This window comes from Pontivivens ytuae (assembly GCF_015679265.1).
GTDB classification, from domain to species: Bacteria; Pseudomonadota; Alphaproteobacteria; order Rhodobacterales; family Rhodobacteraceae; genus Pontivivens; species Pontivivens ytuae.
In genome coordinates, this window is sequence record NZ_CP064942.1 from 1,108,290 (window position 1) to 1,123,195 (window position 14,906).

The window sequence follows — 14,906 nt, forward strand, 5'->3', positions numbered from 1 at the left end:
CGCAAGGAGATCAGATCGATCAGACGCACACCCAGCGTCGGGCGACGCCCTCCGCCCGTCGGTCCCCCCGATTGCAGGTGCCCTCATGACCACCGATCCGCCCCGCCGCGGTCCCGTCCTGATCGAGGATGTGGAGACCCTGCCCGACGCCCCCGCCGTTACCGAGGCGCCGCCCGTTCCCGACGGCCCGCCACCCGCGATGCTGCGCGCGACGCGCATGGCCGCGCGGCGGAGCTCTTGGCGGGGCAGGCTCTTCTGGGGCGCGCTCACCTCGCTCCTCGCGCTCCTGATCGGCAACGCGGCGTGGGAGGCGGTGCTGGCGCTGACCGAGCGCAACCTTTGGCTCGGCCGCGCGGCAATGGCCCTCGCTGCCATCGTCGTCATCATCGCGCTTGCAAGCGTCCTCAAGGAACTCGCCGCCCTCGCCCGCCTCTCCAATGTCGAGACGATCAAGACGAAGGCCGCAGCGGCACTCGCCAGCGGCTCGGTAGACGAAGCGAAGGGCGTCCTCGACAAGCTCCATGGCCTCTATGCGAGCCGCGACGACCTCGCCGATGCGGCGGCCAGCGTGAAGCGTGCGCGCGATGAGACGGTGGACGCCGATGCCCTCCTGGAGCTCGCCGAGCGGCACTACTTCGCGGCCCTCGACCGGCAGGCGGCGGCCGAGGTCCAGTCGGCGGCGCGCACCGTCGCGGGCGTCACGGCGCTGGTGCCGATCGCGCTCGCAGACGTGCTCGCGGCCCTCAGTGCGAACATGCGCATGATCCGCCGGATCGCGGAGATCTATGACGGGCGCGCGGGCGTGGTCGGCACCTGGCGACTGTTCCGCGCGGTGGCCGCGCACATGATCGCGACCGGGGCTGTGGCCGTGGGCGACGATCTGATCGGGGCGGTGGCGGGTGGCGGCGTGCTCGCCAAGGTCTCCCGCCGGTTCGGGGAGGGCGTGGTGAACGGTGCGCTCACGGCCCGCGTCGGCGTCGCGGCGATGGAGGTCTGCCGACCCCTCCCCTTCGCGGCGCTCAAGCGACCGTCCGTGACCTCGATCCTGCAGCGCGCCCTGTCCGGCATGTTCGCGAAAGGCGACGCCTGACCCTCTTGTGCACGCGCCGCGCGAACGGCATCTTCGGGACAAGCTACGGAGGATGCCATGGCCGCGCTCACCATCGACTTCGCCACGTCCGAGGCCGACCTGGAGGTCTGCCGCACGCTGCGCCGGACCGTCTTCATCGAGGAGCAGGGCGTGAGCGAGAGCGACGAGGTCGACGGGCTCGACGACGCCTGCCTCCACGTGCTGGCCCGCGAGGGCGGCGCGCCGATCGGGGCCGCACGGGTCCACATCCAGGGTGGCACCGCGAAGATCGGCCGGGTCTGCGTGCTGCCCCCGGGCCGCGGGCGCGGCATCGGCGGCGAGATCATCGGCTTCATCCTCACCCACCTGCGCGCGGACCCGCAGATCACCCAAGCCAAGCTCGGCTCCCAGATCGCGGCGATGTCCCTCTACTCCCGCGCCGGCTTCCGCCCGGTGGGTGACCGCTACATGGAGGCGGGGCTGGAGCACCAGGACATGGAGCATACGCTGGAGTAGAGCGCAGCGCAGTCTGTGGTTTCTGGCTGAGTAGGGACGCCACCATCCCGGCCAAAGCGCCGGGACCGCTTCCTTTCCGAGAGACCCCGGATCAAGTCCGGGGTGGTACTTCTCCGAAATCAAGTCCTGGCCGGGGCTCCGCCCGTGATCCGGCGAAACTGTCCACAAGACAGTTTCCGGGAAGCCGGATCACCCTCACCCGGAGGGCGCGTTGGCGATGCCGGAAGCAAAATGCGCGGCATGAAAGCTTTAGGGCGCGGACTTATCAACCCCCTTCCGCAAGCGCACTCCAGGTCGGGCGCGGCCCTCAGCTCTTTAGTCTCGCACGTAGTACACGTCGAACTCCGTCCGACGCTCCTCGACGAACCCATGGCGCTGGTAGAACCGGTTCGCGGCACTGCCCTTCAACGCCCCGAGCCGGATCGGGCGCCCTCCTGCTTCCGACACGATCCGCTTCATCGCGGTGGCTCCCAGGCCCTGCCCCGCCACCTCATGCGCGATGTAGAGGTGGGAGAGGAAGAGGTCCGCGCCGCGATCCTCCAGCACGTAGAAGCCGACGATCCGGCCCTCGGCCTCGACCACCGTGCAGGCCGCGGGCTCGAACCCGTCCAGCAGACGTGCGCGGGCCCGGTCCGGGTCGAAGCGGCCGAGGGCGCGCAAGCTGGGCTCCATCGCGGCGGCGCGAAGGTCCGCCAGAGCCTCCGCGTCCTCGGCCCGCGCCGTCCGGAACGCGGGCCTCACCGCACGCCCAGCGCCGTCTCGACCGCGGCACCGATGCGCAGCAGTGCGGCCTCGCCCATCGGGCAGCCCATGACGGAGAGGCCGCACATCGGGGTGCCCGTCGGCAGCGTCAGCACCGGCAGGCCCATCAGGTTGCCGATGCGCGTGTTGCGCAGGGCCATCAGGTTCTCGGAGCGGTAGAAGGCGCCATCCTCGGCCACCCGAGCAGCGTTCGGCGCCAGGATCGGAGCGGTGGGCACGAGCACCGCGTCATAGGCCGCGGTGGCGGCGCGGTAGGCCTTGCGCAGCTCCTCCAACCGGGCGCGGGCGCGCAGGTAGTCGGCCGCACTCACCTTCGCCCCGGCGAGGAAACGGTCGCGGACCTCGGCGAACATCACGTCGGGGTTGGCCTCGATCAGCTCGCCTTGCGTGGCGTAGGCCTCGGGCGCAAAGAGGAGCGCGCCGGCCTCCATGCCCTCTGCCACCTCGGGTACGGCGATCCGGTCGATCCGGGCCCCTGCGTTGGAGAGGCGGGTGACAGCGTCTTCGAAGGCGGCGCCGGGCGCCTCGCGCAGATCGTCGAGGGCCACGGTCTCCAGCACGGCGAGGCGGAGGTTGGAGGCGTCGCCGCCCTTCAGGTCGGGTGCGGCACCACCACCAAAGGCGTCGAAGATGAGGGCCGCGTCCTCCACCGTCCGGCAGAGCGGCCCGATCGTGTCGAAATAGGCGCAGAGCGGCACGACCCCATCGAGCGGCAGCGCACCGGAGGTCGTCTTCAGCCCCACGAGGTCGTTCCAGGCGGAGGGGACGCGGACCGACCCGCCCGTGTCCGACCCGATCCCCGCCGCCGCGAGCCCGAAGGCGACCGAGGTGGCCGCGCCCGAGCTGGAGCCCCCCGGCAGCAGCTCCGGATCGTTGATGTTGGGCGGCGTGGCGGTGACGGGATTGTAGCCGAGGCCCGCGAAGGCGAGCTCCGTCATGTGGGTCTTGCCGAGGCAGACGAGTCCGGCGCGGGTGGCGCGGGCGAGCACTTCGGCGTCTTCCGTGGGGACGCGGCCCTTGAGGAGGGCTGAGCCCGCCTCGGTCGCCGTGCCCGCGATGTCGAAAAGGTCCTTCCAAGAGATCGGCACACCGTCGAGCGGGCCGCGGCGGACGCCGTTCTTCGCTCTCTGGGCCGCGGCCTGCGCCTCGGCCAGGGCGCGCTCGGGGGTGGTGCGGGCGTAGATCCGCGCGCCGTGCTCCGAGGCCGCGATGGCGTCGAGGTAGCTCTCGGTCAGCGCGACGGGGTCGAGGCGGCCTGCGGCGATCTCCCGCCCCAGATCGGCGGCAGGGCGGGTGAGATGGTCGGTCATGGGCGCTCCCTCTCGCGGTCGGCGCACGGTAGCGGGCGGGTGGGGGCGGTGCAATCGGAGTGGTTGGGTGTTAGGGGCGGGGCCGTCCCGACCGCAGCGGCGGGACCTTTAGCAACCGTTTTCTGCTGCGGCGAAAGACCCCGGATCAAGTCCGGGGTGGTTGGACGACTTGGTACCGTCCCGGCCAATGCGCCGGGACCGTTGCGCTCCGGTGCGCGCCAAAACCGAAGACCCCGGATCAGGTCCGGGGTGGTACCGCATAGAATGGGCGCCCCGCCCGGCGGCCACGCCGGGCCGCGCCCGTCCGGGGCTCCGCCCGCGATCCGGTGAAACTGTTCACTGAACAGTTTCCGGGAAGCCGGATCATCCTCCCCCCGGAGGGCGCGTTGGCGATGTAGTTCGCAGAAGGCGCGACACGGATACTTGAGAGCATGCGCTCAGAAAAAAGCGTTTCAAGCGCGCCTTCCAGGTCGGCCGCAGCCCTCCGCACAACAGCCTATAGGTCGCTAAGTCTCGTCAGGACGCCTGCAGCGTCCGTGTATCGAGCCGATGCGAGGTCCAGCGCGGAACCACCTCCATAAACCAACCCCAAAATCCACCCCAGCGACTCCGCGCCGCGATGGACATGACGCGCCGCAGCCCCATAGATACGGGCATGACGCCGGACACCGATATCGCCATCGTCGGGGGCGGGCTGAACGGCCCGGCTCTCGCCCTCGCGCTCGCCTCCGCGGGCTTTCGCGTCACGCTGCTCGACGCGCTGCCGCCGGAGACCTTCGCCGATCCGGAATTCGACGGGCGCGCCTACGCGATCGCGCTCGGCTCGCAGCGCCTTCTGCAGGGGCTCGGCGTGTGGGAGACGGTCCGCGACCGCTCGCAGCCCATCAATGATATCGTGGTGAGCGACGGGCGCGTGGGCTTCGGCGGGTCGCCCCTCCACGTCCATTTCGACCACCGCGAGATCGAGGAGGGGCCCTTCGGCGCGCTGATCGAGGATCGCTGGCTGCGCAGCGCCCTTGCCGACGCCGTGACGCGCGCGGGGATCGAGACGCGTGCGCCTGTCCGCGTCACCGGCCAGACCATCCACCCGACCCATGCGGAGCTCGCGCTGGAGGGGGGCGAGACCCTGTCCTGCCGGCTCATCATCGGGTGCGACGGCCGCGGCTCAGGCACGGCCGAGCGTGCGGGGATCAAGCGCATGGCGTGGGGCTACGGGCAGACCAGCCTCGTGTGCGCCGTCGAGCACGAACAGCCGCACGAGGGCGTCGCCCACCAGATGTTCTTTCCCGAAGGCCCGCTCGCGATCCTGCCGCTGCCGGGCAACCGCTCCTCCATCGTGTGGACGGAGGAGACGGAGCGGGCGGAGGCGGTGCAGGCCGCCGATGACGAGAGCTACCTCGCCGCGCTGCGCCCGCGCTTCGGCGATTTCCTCGGGGAGATCCGGCTGGCGGGCAAGCGCTACACCTACCCGCTGGGGCTGAGCCTCGCGCGGGCCTGGACGGCGGAGCGGGTGGCGCTCGCGGGCGATGCGGCGCACGGGATCCATCCGCTGGCGGGTCAGGGGCTGAACCTCGGGCTGCGCGATGTCGCAGCACTCGCCGAAGTGCTGGCGGATGCGAAGCGGCGTGGCGAGGACTGGTCGCGGCCCAGCGTGCTGGAGCGCTACGCCCGCTGGCGTCGCTTCGACACGGGCGGTCTGGCGCTGGCGACGGACGGGCTCAACCGGCTGTTCTCCAACGATAACCCGGTGCTGCGGGGCCTGCGCGACCTCGGTCTCGGCGCGGTGAACGCGATCCCGGCGGCGCGGCGCGGCTTCATGCGGGAGGCCGCGGGCCTGACCGGCGACCTGCCGCGCCTGATGCGGGGCCGGCCGCTGTGAGCACATGACGTCGGAGGCCGGCTTCGACGCCTACATCATCTGTACCGCGCCACGCAGCGGGAGCACACTGCTCTGCCGCCTGCTCGCGGCCACGGGCGTGGCGGGGCAGCCGGGTTCTCACTTCCACCGGCCTTCGCTGGAGGGGTGGCTGTCGGCCTACGATCTGCAGGCGGCGGACTTCGCGTCGGAGCGGGCGGCGGCGCAGGCAGCGCTCGACGCCGGGCGGCGACGTGGTACGGGGCCGAACGGGGTGTTCGGGCTGCGAATGCAGGGAGGCAGCTTCGACTTCTTCCGCGCGCAGCTCGAGATCCTGCATCCGGGACTGCCGAGCGACGTGGCCCGGATCGAGGCGGCCTTCGGCCGGACGCTCTTCGTCCACCTCAGCCGCGCGGACAAGCTGGCGCAGGCGATCTCGCGCACGCGGGCGGAGCAGACCGGGCTGTGGCACCGGCATGCGGATGGCTCGGAGCTCGAACGGCTCGCGCCGCCGCAGGAGCCCCACTACGACGCGGAGACGATCGCGCGGCACATCGCGGAGCTTACGGCACTGGAGGCGGACTGGGCGCAGTGGTTCGAGCGGGAGCGCATCTCGCCCGTCCACATCGACTACGACGCGCTCGCTGCCGATCCGCGTGGTGTGCTGGCAGGGTTGCTGGGTGCGCTGAGGCTCGACCCGGCGGCGGCCGGCGTGGAGGTACCGACGGCGCGGCTGGCGGATGAGGTCAATGCCGACTGGGCGGAGCGGTTTCGCCGCGATGCAGCGCGCGCCGGCTAGATGCTGCGCCTCGACCATCTCACGGTCATCGCGCCGACGCTCGGCGAGGGGGTGGCGCATGTGCGCGATTGCCTCGACCTCGACGTGCCGTTCGGGACGCGGCACCTCTACATGGGCACCCACAACCACCGCCTGCAGCTCGGCGATCGGGTCTATCTGGAGATCGTGGCGCTGGATCCGGAGGGCACGCCGCCCGGCCGCGCGCGCTGGTTCGGGCTCGACGATCAGGGCGCGGTGCGGCGGGACTGGGACGCCGGGCGGCGACTGCGGGGGTGCGTGGCGAGCACCACCAACATCGCCGCCCACGGAGCGCTGTTCGGAGAGGAAGTGCCGCTGCCGCCCGAGGACCCGTCCTTCGCCTTCGCCATCCCCGCCGATGGGTCCCTGCCGATGGGCGGGGCTCTGCCCTCGCTGATCGACCACCGGGGCGACCCGACCGCGATGGCGGAGATCCCGGATCTGGGCGCGCAGCTGATATCGCTGCACCTAACCCACCCAAGGCCGGAGGAGATCGCGGCGCTCTACACGGGCCTGTCGCTCGACCGCCCGCCGGAGATCACCCAAGGCGCGGAAACCCGATGGACCGCCCGGATCGAGACACCGACCGGCGTAAGAGAGCTGACCTGACCGGCCCGCACCTGCTCACTCCACCTTCCGGATCTCCTCCATCAGTTCCTTGAAATCGACCAGCGCCGCGATCTGCTTGTCACCCAGCTTGTCGCGGTCGAAGCTCCCGTCCTCCTTCGTCAGGAGCGCGTCGACCACCGCCTCCAGCGCCTCGGAGATGCGGCCGAGCTGGCGGCCGTAGCTGCCGGCCTGTTCGAGGATGCGCCGCTCCCGATCCGCATCGGAGCTCTTGCCGAGATTGATGTTGATCAGGCTCCACTGGCCGGCGAAGCGCAGCCACCAGGTCCACGGCAGGATGTCCTGCGTGACGTTGCCGGAGAACGGGGCGGCGTTGGCCTGCATGGGCCGCACCGATGTGAGGGAGGACGGGAGCTGAACAGACTGATTACGCATTACGCATCCACCTAGCGATGATCACAAAACAGCCACGACACTACATGTAAAAGCATTAGAAACGAACATATGTTTCAGTAAAGCCGCGGCGCGTGTCCAATTCACCATAGTGTTCAGGCGCCGCGCACCCGGTCGCGATCGCAGGCGAAAACGCGGAGAACGGGCCTATCTCTCTTCACAAAAGGAGACGCACCATGATCCGTATCGCCGCACTTTGCGCCCTCATCGCCCTGCCTACCGCCGCCCCCGCCGAAGAGATCGGCGAGGTCACCACCGCCTGGCGGCTGCTCGGCGCCAATCACCGCATCGTCGTGGAGGCGTTCGATGATCCGAAGGTGGAGGGCGTGTCCTGCTTCGTCTCGCGCGCCCGAACCGGCGGCATCCAGGGCTCGCTGGGCATCGCGGAGGACACGTCCGACGCCTCCATCGCCTGCCGCCAGACCGGGCCGATCTCCTTCGAACCCGAGGAGCTTGACGAAGGGGAGGAGGTTTTCGGCCAGCGCGCCTCCCTGCTCTTCAAGCGGGTGCAGGTCGTGCGCTTCTTTGACGAGGCGCGCAACACGCTGATCTACCTCACCTATTCGGACCGGCTGATCGAGGGGAGCCCGAAGAACGCGATCTCCGCCGTCGTCATCCGGCCGTGGGATGCGGCCGGTTAACGGAAGCGGTTCGCGACGGCGTCCGATAGGCGGTAGACGTCGGGGCGGCCCTCTACGGGGACGAAATGGCCCTTCTCCACCAGCGTGCCGAACGCGGCCTTCGGCTCCGCCGGTTCCAGCGGACGGCCGATGTCGATGCGGGTCATCTCGGCCAGCACGGCCTCGCCGCGGAACTCCGTCTCGCCGCGCAGGTGGTGATTGTAGGCCGCCGCAATCTCCAGTGCGTCGACGGGCCGGCGCGGGCGGCGCGGGGCGGCGTAGTCGCGCAGGCTGAGCATCGGGGCGGCCCGCTTGGCACCGGGCTCCGGCCCCGCCACGCTCTGCGTCATCGCGCGGTCGAGCGCGCTGGCGAGCGCGTCGTCGGGCAGCGCGGGAGCCATCTTCTCCAGCTCCTCGATGCTGGTGATCTCCTTTTCCGCACCGGGCTTCGGCATGGCGAGGTCGCTGTCGGGCGTGGCGGGCGCGCGGGCCGCCGGGGCGCCGGACGCGAAGAAGTTGTCGTCCTCGTCGTCGTCCTCCTCCGCATCATCGCCCTCGAAGACAAGCGCATCGGCCCCGCCGGTGTCGCGCAGGACGAGGCGGCCGTCGGTCACCTCGGCGTGGAGGGAGCCCTCGGTCACGAGGCTCGCGTTGAGCTCGGACAGGGGTGCGACGCGCTGGCCGAACTCGGGATTGCGCTGCTCCACCTCCTCGCAGAACGCCACGAGGCGCTGGAGCGTGGCCACGGGATCCTCGACGCCCTCCATCTCGCAGGAAAACGCGCCGAAGCGCAGGGCAATGCGCGACCGTCGGTTCATGTGTCCCCTCCCTCGTTTTCGGCGAGCCTAGCCGGGCGGCGGGGCGATGCAAGCGCTTGACGCCGCGTGCGGGAGGCGAAAGGTGGGGCGGATGACGCCGCTCCTCGAATATGATGCACCGGTGCTACTGGTCGGCGGCGGTCCGCTGGACGCGGAGCTGGTCCATGGGCTCGCCGCGCGCACGTCCGGCATGGTGGCGGCGGATGGCGGGGCGGACGGCCTCGCGGAACTGGGGCTGCGGCCCGACGCAGTGATCGGCGATCTCGACTCGCTGAAGGATCCGGCGGCGTGGAGCGGCGTGCCGGTGCACCGCATCGACGATCAGGACAGTACGGATTTCGAGAAGTGCCTCGAGCGCATGGTGGCTCCGCTGGTGCTCGCTACGGGCTTCACCGGCGCGCGGATCGACCACCAGCTCGCGGTGATGAGCACGTTGGTGGCGCGCGACGAGCGGGTGATCGTGGTCGATCCGGTGGACATCTGCTTTCGCTGGCGGGCGGGTCTGCGCCTCGACGTGGTGGAGGGCACCCGGGTATCCCTGTTCCCGATGGGGCGTGTGACCGGGCGCAGCACCGGCCTGCGCTGGCCCATCGACGGGCTGGAGCTGACGCCCGCGGGCCGGGTCGGCACCTCGAACATCGCGACAGGGCCAGTGGAGGTCGATGCAACGGGGCCACTCCTCGGCATCCTGCCGCGCGCCTGTCTGGACGTGGTGGCGGACGCGCTATGTGCCGTGGAATGATGCGTTTCCTGCTCCCGCTCGTCCTGCTGGCGGCTTGTGCCGCGCCCCAGGATCCCGCCCGCCCCGACACCTCGGCCGTGGCGACCGAGGTCGTGGAGCGCATCCTCGCCATGAACTGTCAGGAGCTCGCGGCGACGGAGGCCCTGTTGAACCTGGTGGAGCAGGGCCAGTCCATGGCAGGCGTCCTGATCGCGGCGGGCGTGGCACCGGGGCTGCGGACGGACATCCTGGGCCAGACAGAGACGGCGCGACGCCAGACACAGGCGCTGATTGACTTCATGCAGGTGGTGCGGTTCTGCGGCCAGTCGTAGGGGTGAGGCCCCGGCGCGTCGGCCGGGGCGGTTGATAGGGGTCGAAACCGTCCCGGACTTGATCCGGGACCTTTCGCAACCCTGGATCATCAAAGACCTCTCGAACATCGGCGAATGTTGCTGAAGTGATCTGGCACGCCTGTACCCCCGGGCCGCTCGACCCTCGGCGCCCGTCACTCCGATGACAGGTATCGCCGAGGCAACGGCCAGCACCCGATCGGCCTGGCCTCCTTCTCAGCAGAAGGCAATGCCACTCCCACCCTGAATGCATCTGCTCGAGCTGCTCCAGCGGCAGCCGTGTCCGAGCGAAGCGGCACTGCGCGCGGCATTCAAGTGGCGCGCAGATGGTGCCCAGTCCGCCGAACTATGCCGCTGCGCAAAGCCTCGGACCATCCAGCCGTGTCGCGACACCGTTCTCACATCATCCCGATGAAAGACGCCCTACGGCACCAGCCACCGCCCTCGCCAGCCGGAGCTCCGTTCGTAGACCGCCCGGCTGTGCCGCTCCCGCCCCAGATGCAGCAGTTCGATCCGCTCCAGCCGCAGTCGGATCAGCGCGAAACCGGCCCAGGGGTCGGCGTCGAAGGCGGGCGCTGAGGGTGCGTCGATCTCCGCAGCGGGCTCCGGGCTCACGGCATAGATCGTCCGGCCATGCTCCGGCAGCGCGTCGAAGGCCGCCCGCGCCGCGGCGTCCTCCACATGGACCGTCGCCGCCCCGGCGAGCCGCATCTGCAGGCTGCGCTTCGCATCCCACACATGCAGCGCCGCGCGCGGCTCGGCCCGCAGCTCCGCCACTTTCCCGGCCAGCCGGTGCGAGTGGATGTCGAGCGTGCCCGCCTCGCGATCCGCCGCCCGCAGCACCACCGTCCGCACCGCCGGGCCCTCGGCCCCCACGGTCGCGAGCGCCGGGCGGTTGGCGGCGGACTTGCTGTCCACCGTGCCGCGGCCGATCAGTTGCCAGGCGTCGTCCAGGAACGCGCCGAGATCCTCGGGCGCCTCACTCATATCCCGTCATCTCCAGATAGCCGCGCCCTGCGTGGGAGCCCTCGATCCGCACCGGCCCCTCCCAGTAGGAGAAGAGCGTGCCCATCCAGCTTTGCGGGTTGAGGGCGTCGACCTCCACGTCGAGCCCCTCCTCGGGGATCTCCACCCGCCAGCGCACCGGGACCTCCCGCCCGGCGACCTCGGCCATCTCCAGCGGGGTGAAGCGCAGCGCTTCCGGCGGCAGTGGGCGAGGCGTGCCGTCGGAGCGGATCCAGGTGCCGGAGTTGTACGCACCGCGCGCCCCGCGAAGCTGGAAGGCCATGACCCGCGTCCCGTCATCGAGGTTGAGCGAGAACCAGTCCCACCCGGTCTGATCCTCCGACAGCAGTTGCGAGGACCATTCGCGGTCGAGCCAGGCGGTGCCCGTCACCTCCTCCGTCACGCCGTCGAGGGTGATGGTGCCGGTGACCCCGTAGAACGGTTGAGAGTAGTAGTAGCTCGCCTGCCCGTCCTGCGACTTGACCGAGTAGCCACGCTCGCCCTGCGGCACGAACGGACCGGTGGCCGAGAGCTGCAGGTCGTAGGAGAAATCCTCGCCATTCGCGCGCAGGGCAACGTCGGAGAGGGTCGGCCCCGCCATCTCCCAATCGTCGATCCAGGCGGCGAAGGGTTGCGGCTCCACCCCCGCCTGCCCGATGCCGTCGCGGGCGAAGAGCTCGGCATAGCGGTGCGTGGCGGGCGTGGTGAGCGCGGCGTGGCCCATCCAGATCTGCGGGCTTTCCCAGCCCTCGCCCCGCCGCGGCTCGAGGGCGGAGCGGAACAGCGTCCACTGGATGCCCCGCGCCTCGCCGGACGCGGTCTCGAGGTTCGCGGTCACGTACCACCACTCGATGCGGTAGTCGGGATGCGCGCCATGGTCGATCGGGAACGCGAAGGGGCGGTCGGGCCGCGGGATTGCGAAGCCCTCGGCGGTCTGCCCGAGCCCCGCGAAGCCTTGTGAGTGGGTGGGGTGGGCAAGCAGCAGGGCGAGGAGGAGGGTGAGCGCTCGCGCAGCAGCGATCCTGATCCGCGACCTGTCAGAGCAGGGGGCGGACAGCTTCTTGTCTGTCCCTGAGGCGGGACGCCGAGGATGAAAGGCAACCAGCCCGTCGCGAAAGGCATTCCAGTGCGCGTTCATTATGGCTGCCCCGACATCGAAGACGAAGCGAACAGGGCGGCGCCCGAGCCTGGGTGGGCGCTCATGACATCAGAGCTGCCTGTCAGGTCCCAAGCCTCACGATCCGCGCTCCTGATAGAGACGTCGCAATGCGCCCTCCCGGGGGGAGGCTCGGGCGCCGCCCGGCGGTGCCGCCGGGCGAAACCAGCATTGAGCGCAGCGTTCGAAAGCGGTCTGGAATCACGTGGATCAGGACGCATCGGTGCTCTCGAAATGAGATGGTGTCGTGCTTCTTCAGTGGATCCGATCCGACGCCGTCCCGAACGGCGCGAACGTGCGGCTCTCACCCCGCCAGCGGTCCCGGCGCTTCGGCCGGGACGGTCACTCCCGAATGCAACCACCCCGGACTTGATCCGGGGCCGCCCGGCCCGTGATGCGACCACCCCCAACCACCTCCAAGGATCAGCGTTCATCGGCGAAGACCCTCAGCAGGGCGCCCGGCGGAGTGCGCGCGAGGCGGATGGCGGGCAGCGCCGCGGCCGCCAGCGCCGCGACCAGCGCCAGCGCGATCAGGCGCAACCAGTCGAGCGGGTAGAGGAAGACCGGCAGACGCCAGCCGAAGGCCTGCACGTTCACCACGTTCATCAGCACCCACGCCACCGCCAGCCCTAGCGGGATCGCCACGAGCGCAGTCAGCAGCGTCAGGCCGAGCACACGCGCGACCTCCAGCCGCGCGAGCCGCCCTCGGGTCAGCCCCATCGCCCAAACGGGGGCGACGCTCGGCAGGCGCATGAGTTGCAGGGTCAGGAGCGCGGTAAAAAGCGCCAGCGCCGCCACCCCGAGCGTCAGGATGTTCAGCGCGGCGGTCACAGTGAAGGTGCGCTCGAAGACCTCGATGGACAGCGCCTTCAGCGCGGACTGATCGGTGATCTGGCGTTCGGAGAGGCCCAGTTCCTCGATCAGGGCGGTGCGCAGGGCGTCGGCCTCCTCCGGCGCCACGCGCAGGCCGTAGCTGAGGCCTTCGATGCGCTCATAGCGGGCCGTGAGCTCGGGGATCGGCGCAATGAGCTGGCGGCGCGGGTTGCCGTAGTCGGAATAGACCGCCGCGATCTCGAGCGGCCACGGCCCGCCGGGCGTCGGCAGCTCGATCACGTCGCCGGGGGCGAGGCCCTCGCGCAGGGACAACTGCTCGTTGACCAGCACGCCCTCGCCCGCGAAGACGCGGTCCCACGGGTCGCTCAGCCGGTCGATCAGGGGCCAGTTGTCGCGATAGGTCGCGTGATCGACGATGCCGAAGATCTCGACCTCCTGCCCCTGCCAGCGGAGCTCGACGGAGCGGATCGGCAGGATCGCGTCGGCACGGTTGGCGGCGAAACCCTCGATCCGCTCGGCTTCCGCGGCGTCGCTGGCGCTGAGGTAGAGTTCCGCGGCGAGGCGCTGGTCGAGCCAGCCGACGAAGGTGTCGCGGAAGCTGGAGACCATCGTGCCGACGCCGACATTCACCGAGAGCGCGAGCAGCAGCGCCATCAGCGCCAGCGAGAGCCGCGACATCTGCTGGCGCGCGTCGGAGAAGGCCCAGAGCGCGACCGGCCCCCGCGCCCGCTGCGCCGCGAAGGAGAGGACGCGGGCGAGGACCGCGGGCAGCGCCAGCGCCGCGCCGATCAGCAGCGCACCCATCAGGGCGAAGCCTGCGGTGAGGGACGCGGCCTGCACGGTCAGGATGGCGGCGGAGGCGAGCAGCACGCCCGCCACGGCGAGCTGGATCCGGAGCCCCCGCGCCTGTGCCGCAGCCCAGGCCTGCGGTTGGGCCGGCGCCAGCAGCGGCAGCCGTGCCGTGCGCCACAGCGTGTCGGCGGCGGCCAGCATCGCCCCGGCGACCGAGATCCCGAGCCCCGCCAGCCACCACGCCGGGCGGAAGGCGAGCGATCCCGCCACCTGCGCGCCGTAGAGCCCCTCCAGCGTCAACGCCACGTCGGGCAGGAGGGCGGCGGCGATGACATAGCCCAACGCCACGCCAACCGCCCCGGCGAGGAGCGAGAGGAGCAGCAGCTCCGCCAGCATCACGCCGAGCAGGAGCCGCAGGGGGACGCCCAGCGCGCGCAGGGTGCGCAGCATCGGCTTTCTCTGTTCGAAGGCGAGGCCGATGGCGGAGTAGACGATGAAGAGCCCGACCGCGAAGGACAGCATCCCGAAGGCCGTGAGGTTGAGGTGGAAGCTGTCGGTGAGGGCGCCGATGCCCTCACCTTCTTCGGCGGCGGCGATGCGCTCGAACCCCGCGGGGGCGCCCTCGTCCCCGGGGGGCAGAACCATGCGGGTGAGCGCGCCCTCCGCCTCCAGCAGGGTTTGCGCGATGCCGATATCGAGGACGAGGGTATCGGGGGGCAGGCCCTCGGCAGGCTCCACAGCGAAGGGCGCGTCGGTGAGGGCGCGGGCGGTGCGTGGGGCGGCGAAGGCCCGGCCAGGCGGCGTGATGAAACCGAGGATGCCATCGCCCGCGACGGGCGGCACCGCCGTCTCGCCGGGCGGCAGCGTCACGGGGTCGATGCCGAGGATGGCGTAGCGCTCGCCCCCGATCCGGGTGCGGCCCTCCAGGATCGGGGAGACCGGCCAGCCGGCGCGGCGCAGCGCGACATAGACGTCCTGATCGAAGCGCTCGGCGCCGATGGGCCGAAGCGTGTCGAGCCGGTCGCCGCCCATCAGGGCCGCGGCCTGGTCGTAGCTCGCCCGCGCCTCCATGTTGATCGCCTGCACCCCGGACCAGAGCGCCGTGGCGACCGTCAGGCCGAGGAGCAGCGTCACGATCTGGAAGGGACGGCGGCGCCAGTGGCTGAGCAGGGCGTGGAGCGTGGGGCGGATCATGGGCGGGCGGGACCGCGGGTTGGGCCGTGCGCCTCCGGCGGGGATATTTCGGGACAGATGAAAGCGC

15 protein-coding genes are annotated in these 14,906 nt (G+C 70.8%); 8 read left to right on the plus strand and 7 right to left on the minus strand.

The window, feature by feature from the left end; genetic code table 11:
• The first annotated feature begins 85 nt into the window (after positions 1–85).
• Both I0K15_RS05270 and I0K15_RS05275 read left to right on the plus strand, forming a co-directional pair.
• On the plus strand, positions 86–1,090 hold the full coding sequence (locus I0K15_RS05270) for a YcjF family protein (protein ID WP_196104356.1): 1,005 nt from the start codon (positions 86–88) through the stop codon (positions 1,088–1,090).
• A gap of 57 nt (positions 1,091–1,147) precedes the next feature.
• Complete coding sequence (locus I0K15_RS05275) at positions 1,148–1,585, plus strand: GNAT family N-acetyltransferase (RefSeq protein ID WP_196104357.1); 438 nt, start codon at positions 1,148–1,150, stop codon at positions 1,583–1,585.
• 315 nt (positions 1,586–1,900) lie between these two features.
• On the opposite strand, the gene I0K15_RS05280 is transcribed toward I0K15_RS05275, so the two are convergent.
• Both I0K15_RS05280 and I0K15_RS05285 read right to left on the minus strand, forming a co-directional pair.
• A complete protein-coding gene (locus I0K15_RS05280) occupies positions 1,901–2,326 on the minus strand; it encodes a GNAT family N-acetyltransferase (protein WP_230374299.1) in 426 nt (141 codons plus the stop codon).
• On the minus strand, positions 2,323–3,657 hold the full coding sequence (locus I0K15_RS05285) for an amidase (protein ID WP_196104358.1): 1,335 nt from the start codon (positions 3,655–3,657) through the stop codon (positions 2,323–2,325). The genes I0K15_RS05280 and I0K15_RS05285 overlap by 4 nt, the downstream gene beginning before the upstream one ends.
• Positions 3,658–4,312: 655 nt before the next feature.
• Here I0K15_RS05285 and I0K15_RS05290 point away from each other — a divergent pair.
• From I0K15_RS05290 to I0K15_RS05300, 3 genes are read left to right on the plus strand one after another with little or no spacing between them, the layout of a single operon-like run.
• Positions 4,313–5,536, plus strand: coding sequence for an FAD-dependent monooxygenase (locus tag I0K15_RS05290; RefSeq protein WP_196104359.1), 1,224 nt, complete (start codon positions 4,313–4,315; stop codon positions 5,534–5,536).
• Between the two features lie 4 nt (positions 5,537–5,540).
• Positions 5,541–6,311 (plus strand): Stf0 family sulfotransferase, encoded by a 771-nt coding sequence (locus tag I0K15_RS05295; RefSeq protein WP_196104360.1) that lies wholly within the window; start codon positions 5,541–5,543, stop codon positions 6,309–6,311.
• The gene (locus I0K15_RS05300; protein WP_196104361.1) at positions 6,312–6,938 is read left to right on the plus strand and encodes a VOC family protein; all 627 of its coding nucleotides are present in this window, start codon (positions 6,312–6,314) and stop codon (positions 6,936–6,938) included. It begins immediately after the preceding gene.
• Between the two features lie 15 nt (positions 6,939–6,953).
• Here the strand turns inward: I0K15_RS05300 and I0K15_RS05305 are convergent, their stop codons facing one another.
• Positions 6,954–7,280 carry a hypothetical protein gene (locus I0K15_RS05305; RefSeq protein ID WP_196104362.1) on the minus strand — a complete coding sequence of 109 codons (327 nt, stop codon included), beginning with the start codon at positions 7,278–7,280 and terminating at the stop codon, positions 6,954–6,956.
• A gap of 245 nt (positions 7,281–7,525) precedes the next feature.
• Between I0K15_RS05305 and I0K15_RS05310 the strand changes: the two genes are divergently transcribed.
• A complete protein-coding gene (locus tag I0K15_RS05310) occupies positions 7,526–7,990 on the plus strand; it encodes a CreA family protein (RefSeq protein WP_196104363.1) in 465 nt (154 codons plus the stop codon).
• On the opposite strand, the gene I0K15_RS05315 is transcribed toward I0K15_RS05310, so the two are convergent.
• Entirely contained in the window at positions 7,987–8,787 is an 801-nt protein-coding gene (locus tag I0K15_RS05315; RefSeq protein WP_196104364.1) for a hypothetical protein, read from the minus strand. The two genes, I0K15_RS05310 and I0K15_RS05315, sit on opposite strands and share 4 nt — an antisense overlap.
• A gap of 91 nt (positions 8,788–8,878) precedes the next feature.
• On the opposite strand from I0K15_RS05315, the gene I0K15_RS05320 reads away from it, so the two are divergent.
• Both I0K15_RS05320 and I0K15_RS05325 read left to right on the plus strand, forming a co-directional pair.
• Complete coding sequence (locus tag I0K15_RS05320; RefSeq protein ID WP_196104365.1) at positions 8,879–9,529, plus strand: thiamine diphosphokinase; 651 nt, start codon at positions 8,879–8,881, stop codon at positions 9,527–9,529.
• A complete protein-coding gene (locus I0K15_RS05325) occupies positions 9,529–9,840 on the plus strand; it encodes a hypothetical protein (RefSeq protein ID WP_196104366.1) in 312 nt (103 codons plus the stop codon). The genes I0K15_RS05320 and I0K15_RS05325 overlap by 1 nt, the downstream gene beginning before the upstream one ends.
• A gap of 441 nt (positions 9,841–10,281) precedes the next feature.
• Here I0K15_RS05325 and I0K15_RS05330 read toward each other — a convergent pair whose 3' ends face one another.
• The 3 genes from I0K15_RS05330 to I0K15_RS05340 all read right to left on the minus strand — a co-directional run bounded on the left by I0K15_RS05330 (position 10,282) and on the right by I0K15_RS05340 (position 14,839).
• The gene (locus tag I0K15_RS05330) at positions 10,282–10,845 is read right to left on the minus strand and encodes a pyridoxamine 5'-phosphate oxidase family protein (RefSeq protein ID WP_196104367.1); all 564 of its coding nucleotides are present in this window, start codon (positions 10,843–10,845) and stop codon (positions 10,282–10,284) included.
• On the minus strand, positions 10,838–12,001 hold the full coding sequence (locus I0K15_RS05335; protein WP_196104368.1) for a lipocalin-like domain-containing protein: 1,164 nt from the start codon (positions 11,999–12,001) through the stop codon (positions 10,838–10,840). The genes I0K15_RS05330 and I0K15_RS05335 overlap by 8 nt, the downstream gene beginning before the upstream one ends.
• A gap of 441 nt (positions 12,002–12,442) precedes the next feature.
• A complete protein-coding gene (locus I0K15_RS05340) occupies positions 12,443–14,839 on the minus strand; it encodes an ABC transporter permease (protein WP_230374300.1) in 2,397 nt (798 codons plus the stop codon).
• Between the last annotated feature and the right edge of the window lie 67 nt (positions 14,840–14,906).

Bases quoted from the DNA above. Each gene is read 5' to 3' on its own strand.
- I0K15_RS05320 (WP_196104365.1), top strand. From the start codon at position 8,879: ATGACGCCGCTCCTCGAATATGATGCACCGGTGCTACTGGTCGGCGGC.
- I0K15_RS05285 (WP_196104358.1), bottom strand. From the start codon at position 3,657: ATGACCGACCATCTCACCCGCCCTGCCGCCGATCTGGGGCGGGAGATC.
- I0K15_RS05310 (WP_196104363.1), top strand. From the start codon at position 7,526: ATGATCCGTATCGCCGCACTTTGCGCCCTCATCGCCCTGCCTACCGCC.
- I0K15_RS05290 (WP_196104359.1), top strand. From the start codon at position 4,313: ATGACGCCGGACACCGATATCGCCATCGTCGGGGGCGGGCTGAACGGC.
- I0K15_RS05340 (WP_230374300.1), bottom strand. From the start codon at position 14,839: ATGATCCGCCCCACGCTCCACGCCCTGCTCAGCCACTGGCGCCGCCGT.
- I0K15_RS05295 (WP_196104360.1), top strand. From the start codon at position 5,541: ATGACGTCGGAGGCCGGCTTCGACGCCTACATCATCTGTACCGCGCCA.
- I0K15_RS05315 (WP_196104364.1), bottom strand. From the start codon at position 8,787: ATGAACCGACGGTCGCGCATTGCCCTGCGCTTCGGCGCGTTTTCCTGC.
- I0K15_RS05325 (WP_196104366.1), top strand. From the start codon at position 9,529: ATGCGTTTCCTGCTCCCGCTCGTCCTGCTGGCGGCTTGTGCCGCGCCC.
- I0K15_RS05275 (WP_196104357.1), top strand. From the start codon at position 1,148: ATGGCCGCGCTCACCATCGACTTCGCCACGTCCGAGGCCGACCTGGAG.
- I0K15_RS05335 (WP_196104368.1), bottom strand. From the start codon at position 12,001: ATGAACGCGCACTGGAATGCCTTTCGCGACGGGCTGGTTGCCTTTCAT.
- I0K15_RS05270 (WP_196104356.1), top strand. From the start codon at position 86: ATGACCACCGATCCGCCCCGCCGCGGTCCCGTCCTGATCGAGGATGTG.
- I0K15_RS05330 (WP_196104367.1), bottom strand. From the start codon at position 10,845: ATGAGTGAGGCGCCCGAGGATCTCGGCGCGTTCCTGGACGACGCCTGG.
- I0K15_RS05305 (WP_196104362.1), bottom strand. From the start codon at position 7,280: ATGCAGGCCAACGCCGCCCCGTTCTCCGGCAACGTCACGCAGGACATC.
- I0K15_RS05300 (WP_196104361.1), top strand. From the start codon at position 6,312: ATGCTGCGCCTCGACCATCTCACGGTCATCGCGCCGACGCTCGGCGAG.